Origin of the sequence: Massilia litorea, assembly GCF_015101885.1 — a bacterium.
GTDB classification, from domain to species: Bacteria; Pseudomonadota; Gammaproteobacteria; order Burkholderiales; family Burkholderiaceae_D; genus Telluria; species Telluria litorea.
The window spans coordinates 106,967-121,293 of record NZ_CP062942.1; the positions used below are offsets into that span (position 1 = coordinate 106,967).

At 56.9% G+C, this 14,327-nt stretch carries 13 protein-coding genes; 9 read left to right on the forward strand and 4 right to left on the reverse strand.

Annotation, left to right across the window (positions count from 1 at the left end; genetic code table 11):
• Positions 1-112: 112 nt before the first annotated feature.
• Entirely contained in the window at positions 113-2,239 is a 2,127-nt protein-coding gene (locus LPB04_RS23735) for a bifunctional diguanylate cyclase/phosphodiesterase (RefSeq protein WP_193689191.1), read from the forward strand.
• Positions 2,240-2,483: 244 nt separating this feature from the next.
• Here the strand turns inward: LPB04_RS23735 and LPB04_RS23740 are convergent, their stop codons facing one another.
• The gene (locus LPB04_RS23740; protein ID WP_193689192.1) at positions 2,484-2,687 is read right to left on the reverse strand and encodes a cold-shock protein; all 204 of its coding nucleotides are present in this window, start codon (positions 2,685-2,687) and stop codon (positions 2,484-2,486) included.
• Positions 2,688-3,430: 743 nt separating this feature from the next.
• Between LPB04_RS23740 and LPB04_RS23745 the strand changes: the two genes are divergently transcribed.
• From LPB04_RS23745 to LPB04_RS23755, 3 genes are all read left to right on the forward strand, one after another.
• Positions 3,431-4,234, forward strand: a complete 804-nt coding sequence (locus tag LPB04_RS23745; protein WP_193689193.1) for a hypothetical protein — start codon at positions 3,431-3,433, stop codon at positions 4,232-4,234.
• Positions 4,235-4,269: 35 nt separating this feature from the next.
• Positions 4,270-5,466, forward strand: coding sequence for a tyrosine-type recombinase/integrase (locus LPB04_RS23750; RefSeq protein ID WP_193689194.1), 1,197 nt, complete (start codon positions 4,270-4,272; stop codon positions 5,464-5,466).
• A gap of 223 nt (positions 5,467-5,689) precedes the next feature.
• Positions 5,690-5,974: a hypothetical protein gene (locus tag LPB04_RS23755; protein WP_193689195.1), complete on the forward strand. Its 285-nt coding sequence runs from the start codon at positions 5,690-5,692 to the stop codon at positions 5,972-5,974.
• Positions 5,975-5,984: 10 nt separating this feature from the next.
• Here the strand turns inward: LPB04_RS23755 and LPB04_RS23760 are convergent, their stop codons facing one another.
• A complete protein-coding gene (locus LPB04_RS23760) occupies positions 5,985-6,449 on the reverse strand; it encodes a hypothetical protein (protein WP_193689196.1) in 465 nt (154 codons plus the stop codon).
• A 402-nt stretch (positions 6,450-6,851) separates the two neighbouring features.
• Here LPB04_RS23760 and LPB04_RS23765 point away from each other — a divergent pair, with 402 nt between their 5' ends.
• The gene (locus tag LPB04_RS23765; protein ID WP_193689197.1) at positions 6,852-7,226 is read left to right on the forward strand and encodes a hypothetical protein; all 375 of its coding nucleotides are present in this window, start codon (positions 6,852-6,854) and stop codon (positions 7,224-7,226) included.
• A 319-nt stretch (positions 7,227-7,545) separates the two neighbouring features.
• Entirely contained in the window at positions 7,546-8,238 is a 693-nt protein-coding gene (locus tag LPB04_RS23770; RefSeq protein WP_193689198.1) for an IS6 family transposase, read from the forward strand.
• On the opposite strand, the gene LPB04_RS23775 is transcribed toward LPB04_RS23770, so the two are convergent.
• Positions 8,230-8,439, reverse strand: a complete 210-nt coding sequence (locus LPB04_RS23775) for a hypothetical protein (RefSeq protein WP_193689199.1) — start codon at positions 8,437-8,439, stop codon at positions 8,230-8,232. The genes LPB04_RS23770 and LPB04_RS23775 overlap by 9 nt on opposite strands.
• Before the next feature lie 106 nt (positions 8,440-8,545).
• Between LPB04_RS23775 and LPB04_RS23780 the strand changes: the two genes are divergently transcribed.
• The 3 genes from LPB04_RS23780 to LPB04_RS23790 all read left to right on the forward strand — a co-directional run bounded on the left by LPB04_RS23780 (position 8,546) and on the right by LPB04_RS23790 (position 11,300).
• Positions 8,546-8,884, forward strand: a complete 339-nt coding sequence (locus LPB04_RS23780; RefSeq protein WP_193689200.1) for a helix-turn-helix domain-containing protein — start codon at positions 8,546-8,548, stop codon at positions 8,882-8,884.
• A 525-nt stretch (positions 8,885-9,409) separates the two neighbouring features.
• On the forward strand, positions 9,410-10,432 hold the full coding sequence (locus LPB04_RS23785; RefSeq protein ID WP_193689201.1) for a tyrosine-type recombinase/integrase: 1,023 nt from the start codon (positions 9,410-9,412) through the stop codon (positions 10,430-10,432).
• Positions 10,419-11,300, forward strand: coding sequence for a hypothetical protein (locus LPB04_RS23790; protein WP_193689202.1), 882 nt, complete (start codon positions 10,419-10,421; stop codon positions 11,298-11,300). The genes LPB04_RS23785 and LPB04_RS23790 overlap by 14 nt, the downstream gene beginning before the upstream one ends.
• A gap of 218 nt (positions 11,301-11,518) precedes the next feature.
• On the opposite strand, the gene LPB04_RS23795 is transcribed toward LPB04_RS23790, so the two are convergent.
• Positions 11,519-12,886: a replication initiation protein gene (locus LPB04_RS23795; protein ID WP_193689203.1), complete on the reverse strand. Its 1,368-nt coding sequence runs from the start codon at positions 12,884-12,886 to the stop codon at positions 11,519-11,521.
• Positions 12,887-14,327 lie beyond the last annotated feature (1,441 nt).

The following is a 14,327-nucleotide window of genomic DNA, read 5'->3' on the forward strand; positions in this document are numbered from 1 at the left end:
ATGCTACAGGCGCAGCCTGTCGTGCCGGGCCTTCCCTGTCTGACCAACTTTTAGAGCTGAGGGGTCATGCTACTATCGTATGTATATTCGAACGCGTTGCGCGGCTCTCATCATGACCTTTGGTACTTCCTCACTCATACAGCCCCAGCTTGACGAGCTTCTTGATCACCTGCCTGCAGGCGTTGTTGTGCATGGTGCGGACGGTCGCGTTCTGAATGCCAACCGGACCGCCTGCGAACTGATCGGTAAGCACCTTGAGCAATTGAGAGGAACCGAATCTACCAAAGAGGCGTGGACCCTATTGTGTGCCGATGGGACGCCGATGGCGCCTGGGGATTTCCCCGTTAACGTGGTTCTGCGAACTGGCAACAAGGTGTCCGAGTTGGTCATCGGTAATCCTGGCCCGGAGCCCGAATTGACACGCTGGGTAATCTGCAATGCTTATCCAGAATTCGATTCCAAAGGCGCTCTGTGTCGGGTGATCGTATGCTTTACCGACTGCACTGCGATGAAACAGGCCGAGCAAGGCCTGCAGCAGTCAGAGGAGCGGCTACGCCTGGCTCTGCAGGGTTCGACAGACGCGGTATGGGACTATGATCTTATCAAGGACAAGATTTATTATTCGGATCGATGGTGGAGCATGCTCGGCTACCAGTCCGGCGAGTTAGGGGCCCACACAAGCTTATGGGTGGAGCTCACGGACCCTGATGACAAGCCGCGCGTCACCAGTTACTGGAGTAACCTACTTAGCAGCAAGCTAAATACGTACAGCGTAGAGTGGAGCTTACGCCACCGCGATGGGCACTATGTGCCCATACTGTCGCGTGGCTTGGTGACGCGCGATACCAACGGCAAGGCGTTGCGCGTTTCCGGCACAAATACCGATCTTACCGAACGCAAATTAGCAGAGCGGCGCATCTACCAATTAGCCTATTACAATCATCTTACCGGCCTGCCCAACCGTCGCTTACTTAGCGAAGAGCTAGACAAAATCTTAGCGCGCAGCCAACGATCGGGACTCCTTGGCGCCGTAATTTGTATAGACCTGGACAATTTCAAGCTGCTCAACGATACGATGGGCCGTGATTTTGGGGACATGCTGCTACGCCAAGTAGCCGGGCGTCTACGTTGTTCGCTGCGTCATTGCGATCAGCTGGCCCATCTAGGTAGCGACGAATTTGTCCTCGTCCTGGAAGACTTGGGAGCTGACTCCCATGAAGCAATCACAGAAGCCCAGCATGTCTTGCAGAAGCTTCATTATACCCTTGGGCAGCCACATCAATTTAATCGGCGGTCGGTCGTGATCACGCCGAGCATGGGCGTCACGCTTTTAGATGGCGCGTCGGCTGACATCGAGACCTTACTAAAGCAAGCCAATTTGGCCATGTGTCAGGCCAAGTCGCACGGCCGAAACAGCTCGCGTTTCTTCGACCCTTGCATGCAAGCTGCAGCCGAGCACCAAGCAATGCTTGAGCTCGCCATGCGCGAGGGCCTCTTAGCACGCCAATTCGTATTGTTCTGCCAGCCCCAGTTTGATACCCGAGGCCGGCTGGTAGGCGCTGAAGTGCTCGTCCGGTGGTACCGCTCTAATGGTGAGATACTTAGCCCTGACGAGTTCATCGGCTTGGCGGAGTCGTCAGGCTTGATCGTTCCGCTAGGCCAGTATGTGCTTGAGGAGGCTTGCCATGCGCTAGCGCGCTGGCAAGATGACCATTCGCTTAGAGAACTCGAGCTTGCAGTCAATGTCAGCGTACGCCAGCTACGCAGTGCGAATTTTACCGAGAAGGTCGCCGATATCCTGCTCGAAACGGGCGCGCGCGCTAGCAAATTGTGCCTGGAGCTTACCGAAAGCGTCTTTGCTGAAAACGTCGCCGAGACCGTTGAACGAATGGACGAACTGTGCGGACATGGTGTGCAATTTTCGCTGGACGATTTTGGCACCGGTTACTCCTCACTTTCGTATCTCAAACGCTTTCCACTCACCGCTTTAAAAATCGACCGGGCATTTGTACATGATGTGCATGTCAATCCGGACGCAGTGCCCATCGTCAAAGCGATTATTGCGCTCGCTCGCTCGCTCAAGCTCGAAATTGTCGCCGAAGGGGTGGAGCATGAAGCCCAGCGAAACTTCCTGATTGATAGCGGCTGTAACACACTACAAGGATACCTGCTGGGCAAACCAATGCCGATATCGGAGTTTGAACAGATGTATAGTAGCGGCTGTGTTGGCCATGCATAACTCTCGCCAATATGGCGCGAGCAACACTAGCCCTCTCCATGAACGCCAATTCCGAATGTGGTCTTTCATCAAGCTTTCGCTTCAGAGCTTAAATCGCTCAATGACATGCCAGCGATCGACAATTCTCTTGCTAATTCCGAGTTGACTGCCCTGATCTAACCGCCACAATAAAGAAAACGCCCAGGAGGGCGCGTTCTGTCCTGGCTCAATCGCTTGCATCGCGCCGATCGGGTGAGGTCAACGATCACTCAGGCTGAATGTTGGCAGCCTGCTTGCCCTTCGGGCCGTTTACGACATCGAAGGTCACGCGCTGGTTCTCGGCCAGCGACTTGAAGCCGGCAGCGTTAATAGCTGAAAAGTGCGCAAACAAGTCTTCGCCACCGCCATCTGGCGTAATGAATCCAAAACCTTTTGCATCATTAAACCATTTCACAATACCGCTTGCCATATTTTATTCCCTAGAGTTAATTATTAATGCCGTGTTGGATATTGCCTCTAATCACAGCCCAGCGTTTTGCCTGGCTCAACAAGGCAACTGATTATAGGCACAAGATAGCGCTGTGGATCACAATGTTGCAATTTTGTCGACGAGTTGTATTCGACTTGGTCTTTCGATTGTTCGAACGGCAGCGACGGCAAGGCCACCTCGTCCGTTGTAAAACGCATGAACGGCTCACCCGGCGATCTCTGCCTCCGATGAGATGCCGTGGGCATCGCTATGAGACGCCGTGCCGCTCGTTCGACGACAGCGTGGGACTGGCCATTGAACGGCAGTCGACCCCCTATATAACAGCCGAAGGCAACGTCTGGCCCCCTTTCGACCGAGCTGCGCGCAGCCCCTGTGGAACCTCACCTTTGAACTTGACGCCTTGTGGTCTGGCGATCGCAAGTGCCCGCTGAGGCCAAAAATAAGCGTTCCACGGCCCAAGTCAAGGTATCTCTTCAACAAATTACTTAATATGTGCTAAGTAAGAAGTGTGCACTTTACAGGTGTTTTTATCCCTGTTACTGTACCTGTATCCCATCCATGGAAATTACCATGCGTATACTCCGTCTCGAGTCGTTTTCGTTCAGTTTCCGCTCTTCCGGACTGGCTGTCCTGCTGGTTCTCTTCTGCGAAAGCGACGTTGCCTGGATTGACGGCGGCCGGTTGCCAGGCCTGAACGGCTTGCGCAGTTTGCAGAAGCAACGATGACTAGGCCAGTCTTCCAGCCCTCGGACGACGAGGCAAGAGTTCTTATCAACCGGCTGCAAATGATCAATGCGGCCCATCCGCTCAATTCACGTGACCATGGTCCGTTCGTGCGTGCTTTCGTGCGCGCGGTATTTGAGGCGACCGGCAAGACGTTCAGCCCGGTCATCTATCGCCGCCTGCTCGACGCCTACGCACCCGAGCGCCGACCATCCACGTCGACGCTGGAGCGCGCAAAACAGTTGCTCGTGGATGAACTCGCACTCGAGCGCGAAGGCGCAGCTGAGGTTGCATCCGCCGATGCGCCCCACCTGGCCGCGCTGATCCGTGATGCCGTGCTGGAGGGTTTTGGCGAACGCCCAGTTCACGCCCCGTATACTGCCAGCGCCAGCGCCAGCGCGGTGAGCGATGTCGCCTTCTGGAGAGAGCGATCAGCGCAAGCCGAACTCGCCACTGCCGATGCGCAGGCCCAAGCAGCCCGCCTCGCTGGCGAACTGCTCGCAGCGCGGGCGTCCTGCGATGCCCTGGCCTCGGAGCTGGCCGCGACACGTGGGCAGCTGAGCGAGCAGGCCGCGCAGATAGGCAAGCTCGCCACTGAATTCGAACACGCGCGTCTGTTCAGCATGCGTGCGATCGACGACGCAAGAGGTGAAACGCGGGCGTGGCGCGAGCGGTGCGCCAACGTTGAAGCGCAAGCGGCCGCCCGAGCGCGGGAGGACAACATATTGCTTGAGACGTTCCGCCAACTGGCTTACCAGCGCGGCGCCACAATCCCGGCAGTACTTCAGAAAGGTCCAAAGTGAACGAAAGATTGGTAGCGCTTGTCCAGGAAACCGACTTGAGGGCCCCTGCCCCGCGGCCCGAGCACACGCTGGGCCCGGTCGAGAGCGATTGGGATGCTGCCGAGGTCTGGCTTCGCTCCGTCGCGCGCAAGAGCCGCAGCGTAACGGGCGTGACCGTGGCCACCTACCGGTTCCACCTGGCCAAGCTGCGCTGGTACTGCGAAAATATACGGCGGGTTACGCCGTCACGATGGAGCCTTCAGGATGTCGGAGCATTTAAAGACTTTCTGGCGGACCTGCCGGTCGAGGCCCTGTGCGAACGCAACGGCAAACGGTACGTCGGGCCAGGTGACGCCGGTTACACGCCCTTCCGCATGCAACCTGCCGCCGGCAGTCGCTCGGACATCGAGCGTTTCGTTCACGCCATGTTCAAGGCATTTCATAGCACCGGCTACATCCGAATCAATCCGATGGCGCTGGAGGGCGCTGGTAATCGCCGATCGATCAACGCGCGTCGTGCCGTCGACGTGAATCTCTACGAACTCGTGCTGGAAACGATGGCGCAGGAGCAGGTCGACAAGCCTGCCGCACGCCAAACTAACTTGCGCGATCGCTTCATCCTGGTCGCGTTACGCGAGCTGGGCCTGCGCGCCAGCGAGCTCGTTGGTTCAGTCATGAGCGCTTTCCAGCAGATTCCCGACGTAAGGACGAAGCGCCATTATTGGGTTTTTCACGTCAGCAAGGAAGTTGCCAAAGGCGGCAAGGAGCGATGGGTTCCGGTAACGCGCACTTTGCTTAAAGTACTGGAGGACTACCGAGTGGCGTTCGGACTGGCGCCGCAACCGGAAATCGATGAGAAGACCGCCCTGCTCCTTTCTCCGCAAACGCGCACAGTGAAGCTCGGTGGAAGAGCTGTGCGCAGCGCGGCCGACCGCCGCTTCTTCGGTGCCTGGCAGGAGCTCACCACTAGGCAGTACCTGTACGCGATCGTCAAGCAGCGATTGAAGACAACGGCAGACCTGCTGCGCACTGACGATCCTGTGCTGGCGGTGCGGCTCGAACAGGCGTCACCGCACTGGTTCCGCCATACATTCGCAAAGGCTGCGCTGTTGCACGGTCAGTCGATGCGCGAGGTGGCAAGCCTGCTCGGGCACGCGAGCATGGACACAACGATGGTTTATACCAATCAGGATGCGCTCGATTCGGTACGGGCCTACGAGCGCGACAACCTGAAGCCTGCCAGCGAAAGTTGATGGATTCAGTGCTGTTTGCCATGGCAGGCGGCGCTAATCCAAGGCCCGACGCACGTCGACGCGGCACATCAGATCTATTTTCCGCTCCGAAAGTTACGTTTGCTAACATTAACACGCGAGGTCTGCGTTACATGCATGATACCGTTCTCGACGAGGCCTTAAGCGTTCGCTCAGCATGGAGCTGTACGTTTAACGGTTAATTAGAATATCGGAGAAACGCCACATGACTTCTAGTAGCAATCGACTAGCAGAACAAAAAGCTCAGGTCGCGTTGGTGTTTCAGATGATGTTGGGTATGGCGGAAGCACGCGCGTACCTCATCGAAAACGATTTTACTGAATCGAATATCGATCGAATTCTGAATGGCGATGCCACGCGCAAGCGTTCTGCCCCGATGAATAAAAGGAAAAGCATAACTTGGCGAGGCAAGGTAACCGCGCCCCGTGGTCCACTGCTTATCGTTGAGCAGCGGTGGCTCGAGCGCAAGCATCGGGCTGCCAAAAAATAACATAAGGCCATTAACCGACCAGATTCTCAGGTCCAAAGTGTCTATGGAATCCAAGCGGATTATAAAGCTTGAAGGAGGGCTCGAGCTTGCTGCCGACCAGCGCTTCTACCTCTTGCGTCCTGCCCTGATCCTTCGCGCGAATTACCTCTGCCGCGGCAGCGGCGACGCTGGCGTTGCATTGGAACGCGGCCTGGACCAGGACCTTCTCGTGCGCAGACATCGGTAACGCGGACATACGGCCATCAATGTCCGCCGCTTTCTTTTCGCCGCGTGCCAGTTCGTCCTTGTACAGGTCGGCCAATTCCAGGCTGTCACAGCGCGCAATCGACATGATCCGCAGCCCGTTTAGCTGGGTCACCCCGAGCAGGTCCGACGTCAGCAGTTGTTTCGCGAGCTTGTCGTCGCCGGTATGGATGCGCGAGATGGCGACGCTGGGAATGATGCCGATAACAAGTAGCAGAAGGCTGAAAGCCAAGGCTTCTGGTACGCGTGCTGAGCGATGCGATGCGCATGAGGAAAGAACGAAAATTGAATGTACAGAAAGTATGATCGATGAACATGACGGGACCATTACCATTCCAACACGGATAATTCTAGAAAGAAACAATAGCCAACACAGGCTGGTTCCGAGGAGCGCGCCTCTCAGTCGCGCCGTCAATCGGTTGACGCAACACATTCATGAAATCGTTGCGCCGATGTTTCGTAGTCGAGTGACTCCCCGCTGCTCTTCCAGTTGTCTCGCCACTTCGTCAAGCTTCCCCTGCGAATGTCCTTACTCGCTGTTACATCTGTTGCCATTGCCTGCCACATTACATTCCACCCGCGTTCTAATATCTGTAAACGGTCGGCTTGCACGTACCCTATTAACGAGAGGAAGATGATGAAAAACCATGCGAAGGCATTTATTGCGAGTGCACTGACATTAGCATTCGTCGGTAGCGCCGCAGCACAGGTGCGGGTTGGCATATACGCCAGCACGACTCAACCTTATTATCCCGAAGTTTTAGAAGCGCGCCCACAATATGTTATTCCTAATGGGTATTATTTAGAGGGTGAAGAAATATACGTAGAACCGAGCTGGCAAGAGCGTCGCGAATGGCGTGAGCGGCGCGCATGGCGACGCGCGGAGCGGCTGCGGCGGGACGAGTGGCGAAGAGAACAGTGGCGAAGAGAACAGTGGCGCAAAGAACATTGGTGTAACGAACACGGGCGTTATGAGCAGGATCGGCATGATTGGCATGAGAGAGATTGACGACTGCACAGTGCCAAATGCCAATGAGAGCGTTTGCCGAATTCGAGTGGATGCTGATCCGACGTGCGGTAACGGGCAGGATCGCGCTGCGAGGCAACTCAGCGCGTGCCCTGTCCGCAAGAAACGTTAATCGACAAGCGAATTGCCGAATTCCCCCGTCGTGCGGGCGCCCGCGCCCGCGAGCAGAAAGCCATGCTTGCACACGAGTTTGCCATCAGTCGCGAAACATTGGGTCAACACCTGAAAGGGTTCTGTCGCGTTAGCTGAGCAGTTATGCTGATCGGGTAAAGTGTGGCACCCAAACACTTGCCGATCCTTCATGCTCAGCTTTAAAGGAATGCGTTTCCCGATCGATGTCGTCCTGGTCTGCATCCGCTGGTACGTGGCATACCCGTTGAGCTACCGTCACATTGAGGAATTGATGGAGGAGCGAGGTGTATCGGTTGACCACTCCACGATCAACCGATGGGCGATCCGTTTTCTGCCGTTGATCGAAAAGCTATCACGCAAGCACAAGTGCCGAGTTGGCACGAGCTGGCGAATGGACGAGACGTACATCAAGGTCAAAGGCGTCTGGAAGTATCTCTACCGTGCTGTCGACAAAGAAGGAAAGACTGTCGACTTTCTTCTGACGGCACACCGGGACATGGCTGCCGCCAAGCGGTTCTTCGACAAGGCCATGGGTGAGAACGGTACGCCGGAAAAGATCGCGATGGACAAAAGCGGTGCCAACAAGGCTGCGATCGACGAGATCAACGACAACAGGGCTGTCTCGATCATCGTACGCCAAGTCAAATACCTCAACAACATAGTTGAGCAGGACCATCGTGCGATCAAGCGCGTGACCCGGCCAATGCTGGGCTTCAAATCATTCCGCTCTGCCAGCAGTGTACTTGCCGGTATCGAGCTCATGCACATGATTCGCAAGGGCCAGTTTTCTATCGATGGCGCCACAGCCATTTCGTTCGCAGACCAATTTTATGCGCTGGCAGGACAAGTCCGTCTAGCTTGAGAAGATGTGGTTCCTTGTCAGAAAATCTTGATCTCGGTTTGCTAACGCGACAAAACCCGATTCCATGTGGCGCTGTTCTTGAATTCGAGCTTCCAGCATCTGGGCCATCTCTTCGGCACGCTGTAAAGACTCTTCACTCCCCTGCTTTAGCAAGGCTTCGATTTCTTGTTCAAAGAAATTCAACGTCTCTATGTCTAACATGTGAAGGCTCCTGCTTAACATGTGGCTACTGCATCCCTTGCATACCATATGTCGATTCTACGTTTTTCGTAGAGAAATATCCACCAAAACCTACGATTATCGTAGGATGCCTGTACGCAATCCATCATCGAACTCCATCATCGGCCTCCGTCTGCGTCAGGCCCGACAACGCCGCAGATGGGCCCAGGACGAGCTTGGTGTTATGGCTGGCCTGGAAGAATCTTCCAGTAGTGCAAGAATTAGCCGCTACGAGAGTGGAATCCACGAACCTCCTTTTCAGTTCGTCGAGAGCCTCGCCAGAGTTATGGATATATCGCCTGCGTACTTCTACTGCCCCGACGACCGACTGGCAGAGCTAATCCTCATCTATTCCGCCTTGCCGGAAGCAGAACGCCAGACACTGCTTCACTCCATTAAGAACTTATTCGGTCGAGACTTTCTTTAACTATCGCTCAACAGGTCTTTGAGCGTTCCCCCAACTTCTCAACATGTGCAACGCGGCCAAGCGGATGCCGGCATTCCGCCGCTAGAAGCCTGTCCGCGAATTTCCCGAACGTGGCAATAGGCACGTTGTCGCCTCAGGCATGATTGTCGGGCCTCGCTATCGCCCCGCCGAGCCACATGGGGCATCAGCGCAAGCCATAATTGAAACTAACGAACGGTAAAGATAAATAAAAACATCCCTCCAGACACGCCCCGGGCTACTCGAGCTATGCCCTTCGCCTGGTCGCCCCCAACTGGTATTAAAAGAGTAAAAGGAACAAAAAGAACAAAGAGAATCCAAAGACTCCCCCTGGCCCTCGACCGAAGCCAGCGGCGTTCGCATCCCGCTTGGAGTTAAGCAACTTGCCTGTCTGTTAGTTTCACTTATGGTATCCTTGGCGAATTCCACATCAAAAAACCCTTGGCGGTTCGCGCCTTCGGCGCCCACCGTCCGGCCGCCGCGGTGAGTTCAAATAACGAGGTTCCTATGCCCGACCCGAAAACATGGGACGACAATCCACTAGCGGCCTTCGAAGCCTTCGTCACGACGCCAGCGTTCGCCAGCACCAGCCGGCGACTTGGCGAGACCGAGCCCGAGGCAATCTCCGCGAAGTCGGCAGCGGTCTACATTTTCATGTTCCGCAAATTCACGGCCTGGCTCGCTGGCCAGAACCGCCGCTTCTCCCAAGTTGAAGAACGGGAGCTGGTGCGCTTCATCAGCCAGCTGCGCCGGCGCGGCGAGCAAAACAGCGCGATCACCGAACGGTATCTGCGCCTCCTCGAGCGCTGTTACAGCCACCTGCAGATTGCCCCGAACCCGGCAACGTCGGCCACAAAGCTCGCTACCGACAACCACTACCTCGCGCAGGACGTCGGCACCGAAGCGCTAGCCCCTGAACAGGTCGACGCATTCGTGGCCGCCCTGCCCTCCCGTGAACCACCAGGCGCGAACCGGGCCGGACGGCTGCCCAAAGCGTGGAAGCGCCGGCGCGACCACGCGGTACAGGCAACGCTGCTGTTCGGGGGCCTGAAGGTGGCTGAGGCGATCGGGCTGCACCTGAGCGAGGTCGAGGATTCGTTCAGCCCTCTGCCCATCCGGCTGAAAATCAATCCAGAAGACAAGCACGCCACCAGCTACGAGCACGAAACCATCGTCCACGGCTACGGCGCCGACGCGCTGCGACACTGGCTCATCGAACGACTGGCCGAGGATAGCAAGGGACAGCGCCTGTTCAAGGGCGACCTGGTCTTTCCCGGCGACGCTGAGGGCAAGCGGATGTCCAAGGTAACGCTCTGGCGCCAGGTGAAGGCGACCTTCGCCCGGGCCGGCATCGACGTCAACCGCAGCGGCGGGCGCACCTTGCGAAACACGTTCGCCGCGCAACAATTGAAGGAGCACGGCCGCACGAAGAACGACGTCATAGGCTATCTCGGCCTGGCGCTGGAACGGTCAGCCGAAATCTACGAAACGGCCAAGCCAAGGAAGAAGAAGTCTGATGAAGCTCTCTGAAATCACAAGCATCCTGGCCGCGGCCGGGCTGCCGGCGCTTTCGCGCGACCAGCTGCTCGAGCTGGCCAGCTCCGGCGCTGGCAAACGGTTTGAAGCTGCGCTCATCGCTTTCGGCGCCGGCGATCGCCAGCAACGCGACGAGCTCGAGGCGACCGTGCGCGTGCTCGACGCGAAGACCCGGTCCACCCTGCAGCGCATCGGTGGCCAGCTGCCGGTCGACCAGCTCGTCACGCTCGCGTGCAAGGAGCAGCGCCGGTTCTTCGACGCCATCGAGGCGGTCGCCACCCGCACGCCCCGCGCCGCGGCCGCGCGGAGCTATCTGGCCGGGCTAGGCGCAGCAGCTGCGGTAGCCGACACGTCGCCGGCACCAGCGGCGAATCCCCCGTACTACAGTTTTAAGATTTTTTCATCGGCGGCGGCGCTGTGTATCGCAGAGGCCACCACCAGGGCCGAGCGCAAGCACACGATCAATATCGAAGGCGCCGTTGCCCTCGCTGGCGGCGGCGCCCGCAAGATGTTCGACTGGCCGAACAAGATCGTGGTCCAGCTCACGGTGCAGGAGGCCTACCAGGTGCTGGCTCTGCTGGAGAACAAGATCCGGTCGCTCCGCTTCGACGGTCACGGCCGCGAGCACGACAAGTCGCTACAGATTGAGTTTCAGGACTCGCATTACTTTTTCCGGCTTATCCAGCGCGGCCGTGCCGCTGTAGTCGTTCCGGTGCGTGCGGTTGACTCGCTTCAGATCGTCTCGCTGTTATACAAACAACTGTTACGTAACGAAAGCCACCTGAGAATCGACGACATCCGTGCAATGATTGACCGTATCGTGGCGATGATGCCGACTGCAGTCGACCCGCTCCGCCGATAAACGTTGGCGCCGGTTGCTATTCTGGAGGCCGATCAGGCTCACCGTTCATTCAGGTGAAGAAGCTGGCACTGGACGGCGGCATCTGCCGTTGAAATTAACCGGACGGACAAGGGGTCCAAGATCTTAGGAGCTGTCTTGAATGCATAAGCTGCCTGCACATACAGGGGACCGGGCGCATCCCCTATGATCATTCGAACCACAGCCATCTTGCGATGACGTCAGATCAAGACCTGGTTTTTGTCCGCAAAGTGGGACAATTTTTCGACAGTGGGCTCACCCCACAGCGCGTCCGCATACCACAGGCTCAGGGCCGTTCGCGTCACCCCTTTTTCGAGTACTTTGTCGAGTGCGGGCACTTTACCGGTCGCCTGCGCCCGGAACTGTTCATAGGTCGTGGCACGCTGATCGGCGTCCATCTCCTTGAAGACGTCGAGTGCGAGCTTGGCGCGTGCACTCAAAAAACGCTCGAGCAACGTAGGTCCTTCGGCCGCCGAGCCAGCCTTAAGCCGCGGTTCCGTTTTCTTGTCCGGCAGCTTGGCTTCACTCTTCAAGGCCCAGCGCAGGTAAGCCACTTTCGAATGGACTGGGCCACCATTGGCGGAGCCGATGCGGGCCGCGACCACAGCCAGCGCCTGATAGATCTTGTCGTCTGCATACTCGCCAATGACATTGCTCGCTTCCTGCTGGGTCATGCCCAACGCCATCAGCTTCTCCAGCAAGGTCAGGTCGATTGTGAACGGCGCACTCGACTCCTGCTGGGTATCCGGTTTGAAGTCGACACGAAACTGCAGCTGCTGGACCCGACGCCCAAGCTTATGCTCGATCAGCTCGACTTCGATATCGGTGACCCGATTGACCTCGGCGATCGCGTTTTTGAGAACATCGCGCTTGAAATATTTGTACTCGGGTAAATCCTCCGGCTTCTCGGGCATCGGATTTCCAGTCAACAGACCGTACCAATGCTCGACCGGATAAGTCGACGTCAATTTCGATGGATTGGTCGCGTAGCGCCGGCACAGTTCGTACAAGGCCAGGGCAGTACCGGACCTCAGGAGCCCCTGGTAATGAATGCTGAGCCGGGTATAGGTTTCTGGCTGCATGACGCTCTCGTGCACTTCTGGAGGGAACGCAAAGCCGACCCATACCTGACCGGTCCGGCTATGTAGCCCCTTGGGATTCACGAAAGTCACCGATGCGATCAGGCGCTCACTGGTCCACTGACGGTCAGTCTCGAGCAGAAGCTTGATGTCCTGCATCTCGGAGATCTGTTCACGCAAAAACTGCATGTCCCGACTATCGTAACTCGCGTTGCGCGCCAGAACCGACAACGGCACCCAGAAATATTTTTGCGCGGCAGGCGTGTCGATCGGCGCGTCCTGTCCCAGCTTGCGAATACGCTGAGCGTGGTACATGAGGACATTGAACACCTTACGGTTCAGAAGGGTCAGGCGGCCGGAGACGACGCGCAGTCCGATTGCCTCATTTGACTTGCGGATCTCGAGTTCTGAACGCTGTGCGGTCGGCTTGACGGCCACGTCGACAACATCGCTCGTACTGGCAGCCATCTCATGAGCCTTCTCCGCCATCTACATCTCCCCTTCTCCGTCACGCCGTGCCAACGTCATTGCCAAAACGCATTATTGCACGCGTCACCATACGTGAGTCAAGTATATTCACCTTCGCCAGGTGAGCACAACCACACACGAATCGTCACCTCCCTGAAGCGCCTCACCTTTCCTTTTCATCAGCGTTGTGGCTCCTAGAAAAGCTCACCTTTGCGCACTTTTCGCGGTCAACCTATCCCTGCACAATCGCGCTCCGTCGAGATAGGAAGTACAAGCGCAGGTCGTGATGACGCATCGTGTTGCAAAGGAGCGAGCAGGCGGCAATGCCCGGCACCAGCGCCCTGGAGACTACCGCCAGCGACTACGCTACCCTCGCCAATTGCAAAACCAGCACCGCAGTCCGTCCCGATAACCTCATCGGCCGCGCTTCCGCGCACAGGCAAAGGGACGGGTGATGACGTCGCACGGTCGTGGACTGGCGATGGTCTGCACATCGCTCCCTGTAGACACTCACCTTGCACACGTCGCATATGGCTTTGGCCTGCTCACGCTCACCCTGGGCAACCTGAAAATATACGCGCTAGTAACGAAGAAACCTCTCCTACCAGTCACCAGGCACTACTGCTCCCTGTAAAAGCTCACCTTTGCCATTGGCGTCCCTGTTCGGCCTCACCGAAGCGTACCGACACCCCTGCGCGATCTCACCTTTTGCGGTGTACCTGCCTGAATCCACTCACCTCCGGTCCCTGGATACGTTCACTCTACAGTAAGCATGTCCCCGCACAGACTCACCCACGTCCCTGGCTAGTCTCACCCCAGTGCCCGTGGGATCTCACCTCAAATCGCCGAAACCCGCATGGACACCGGCTTTCAGGCCATGTAAACAGGTAAACAGTGGTTAACTATGTTTTTCAAATAAAACCTTCTCAATACATGAGACCCTATACGCTACAAGTACGATGAAGACCAACAAGCCTGCGTTCAACCGAGGCTGTTCCCAGTAACCGTCCCACACCAGCACGGCTACCTCGGCGACATGTTGCCCGTCAGGTCGGGAAGCAACACGCACCCACGCGGACGTCACGATGTGAAAGCCAGACAGTCCAGACCACACTTGGTCGACTCGGGACATCTGGAAGTGCGGAATCGATGCGACGACACGGCTAACTAGCAGTGGGCGAAACAGGCGCATCGTTGCTGTCCAGCTGGTTACCTCCTACATGGATAGGCTGCATATACACGTGCCCGGCACGGCACGGTGCTCGCTACCGTACGTGGCATCGGAACACGTCCATTGCTCATCCCCGTAGACACTCACCTATCGAAACCTGCCAAACACAGGTCCCTGAACAATCTCACCTTTAGACAACGGGGTGCTAAAACTGCTGACCGTCGTCTCAGCAAGCAGATGCGGACAATGCAACCAAAACGTCAACCAGGCAAATGTCCCTGTATCGCCTCA